This window comes from Algoriphagus alkaliphilus (assembly GCF_900103735.1).
Taxonomy (GTDB): Bacteria; Bacteroidota; Bacteroidia; order Cytophagales; family Cyclobacteriaceae; genus Algoriphagus; species Algoriphagus alkaliphilus.
In genome coordinates, this window is record NZ_FMXE01000072.1 from 1 (window position 1) to 2,231 (window position 2,231).

Annotated in this window: 2 protein-coding genes; both read right to left on the minus strand. The window is 40.5% G+C overall.

The genetic code is table 11. The features are described from left to right. The coding region (locus BLQ81_RS21800) for a S8 family peptidase (RefSeq protein ID WP_175454322.1) at positions 1-1,307 on the minus strand (1,307 nt) is incomplete at its 3' end. A gap of 46 nt (positions 1,308-1,353) precedes the next feature. After that, on the minus strand, positions 1,354-1,773 hold the full coding sequence (locus BLQ81_RS21805) for a hypothetical protein (RefSeq protein WP_139183715.1): 420 nt from the start codon (positions 1,771-1,773) through the stop codon (positions 1,354-1,356). Positions 1,774-2,231 lie beyond the last annotated feature (458 nt).

The following is a 2,231-nucleotide window of genomic DNA, read 5'->3' on the forward strand; positions in this document are numbered from 1 at the left end:
CCAAGATTACCCATTCTGTCCGTAGTGACGAGATCACCTGCTCCACCTACATTACCTGAAGGAGCAACCAAGTCCATTTGAGGTCCCCGGCTACTGTAGTTCCATATGTTTCCATTTCTGTCTATAGCCCCGACTGCGATCACACCGTTGACATTAGCTGGAAATGTAACTCCGCTGAAAGTTTGGTGTTCATTACCGGAAGCAAAAACTACTACACTACCGAGCCCGCCTCTTCCCAAAGTTCTTGCCCTGTTGATAGCAAATGTAATTGCATCAAAATTTGCATTCTGGTTCCGAAAGCCCCATGAATTACTCAGAACATCTGCCTGTCCTTCATTCCAAGCCCAATCAATTGCATTTCTGAGATCATTGACATCTTCGTTATAGTTGACAAATTGAAAACTGCCATTGTCGTCAATAAACCATTCATTGAAAATATTAATTGGTACTATTTGGGCACACGGGTAAACCCCTGCCACACCCACATTCTCATGTGTAGCACCGATAATGCCGGCACATGCTTGTCCATGACTAGCAGGGGTAAATGGAAAAATATTATCAGGCCAGGTAGGGTCTGCCGGGGTACCAAATCCATTTGGGTCCGTTGGTGTAAAACCTTGCACCACCCTTCCATTCAAGTCTTCGTGAGCCTCTACTCCATCATCAATTACCGCTACTCTCACTTGGCTCAGCCCCCTACTTAGTTGCCAGGCCTGTGGGGCATTGATGTCTATGTTATTGCCTTGGTTGAGGTAATATTGCTGAACATAAAGCGGATCGGTGGGGGTTACCTGATATCTTTCAATAGCTGCAATAAAGTTGGGATGACTATACCTGACCAAACCGCTTTCATAAATTTTATTGGCTAGGCTAATAACTTTCTGCCAATCCTTTATCCGTATGGTATAGGTATCGTACTTTGTAGCTTCATATGAAAGGTACTCTGCTGAAATTAGTTTCAATATCCCATGGATTTCCATGCCTTCTTTCGGCTGCAATAAGATCTCGCCTGTCGGGAAAACGGGAGGTCCTTCTCCTTCCAACCTCAGACCATAAGCCGCGGCCTCAATTTGAGGATGGGAACGAATAAGTGATTCCAAGCTAGGTGCATTTTGGCTAAACTCGATCAACAACCCGCTCACTGACCTGAGGAGGTTTATATTCCTCACAGAATACGCAGCCTGAATTTTACTTTTCACTACATCCACATTGGCTGAGGCCACACTAATGATTACATGATTTCTATCCTCCTGAAGGGAATGCTTTTGGTTCGCCGACCAGTAATAGCTATCTTCTTGGGTTAACAATTACGTGGAAGATAGCAACAAAAAGGAAATAATTAGAACGATTCGATTACTTCTCATGGCTTAAAGGGCAGTTTGAAGTTGAATAATTGGTTATTATTATAGTAGGAATTTCAAAAGGACCAGTATTACCATTGCAAAAATCATCATCAACAGGATATTCATCTTTATCCTTATTGAAATATCTATAGTTAAAAAAAACAATACTATCATTTCCAACAATTATTGGTGGAAAAATTTGACTTGATGGAACGTTTGGATATTGGACAACATTTTCAAAAGTTCTTCCAAACGAACTAATTAAATCTCCTTTTAAGTCACCTGAAATCACTTTAATCAATGTTACATTAGAACACCTTTCGTACCCAATCACTTTACCTTTCACACAGTCTGGCAATGAGTCGTCTTCACAGGCTAAAAAAACAAAGCCTGTTAAAAACACTATAATTTTCTTAATCAGGGTTTTCATATTCATCTAAATTTAGTTTTAAGACGTTCTTTTAAATGATTTCGTTACAAGCTAGAAATGAAAAGGAAAAAAAGAACCCCGCCAAGGCGGTGATTGGAGTATTGTTCCTCTTGAGCAAATGCCTTATACCGCTCAGGAACGGACGAATGGCATTTCGGTCCTAATTCGGCTTAAGGCAGGTTCGCCTTTTCGGTATCGGAGTATTCCTAATTTACCGCAAGGTTCCAATATGGAATCGGAATTGGAGAATCCTTGATCGTTCAGGAATTCAACAATTTTCTGCTAGAAGGAAATTTCTCCAATTCCAAACATCAACTCAAGGGTGATTTCTGGACGGATCAGCTGGGATATCAGATTCTTTTAAAGTAAAAACCGAATGTTTACCATTACCAAAAAGCCGTCAGAAATTCTTTTAGCTTATTTTCTGGAAGTCTCAAGAAACTAAATTATTGGATTAG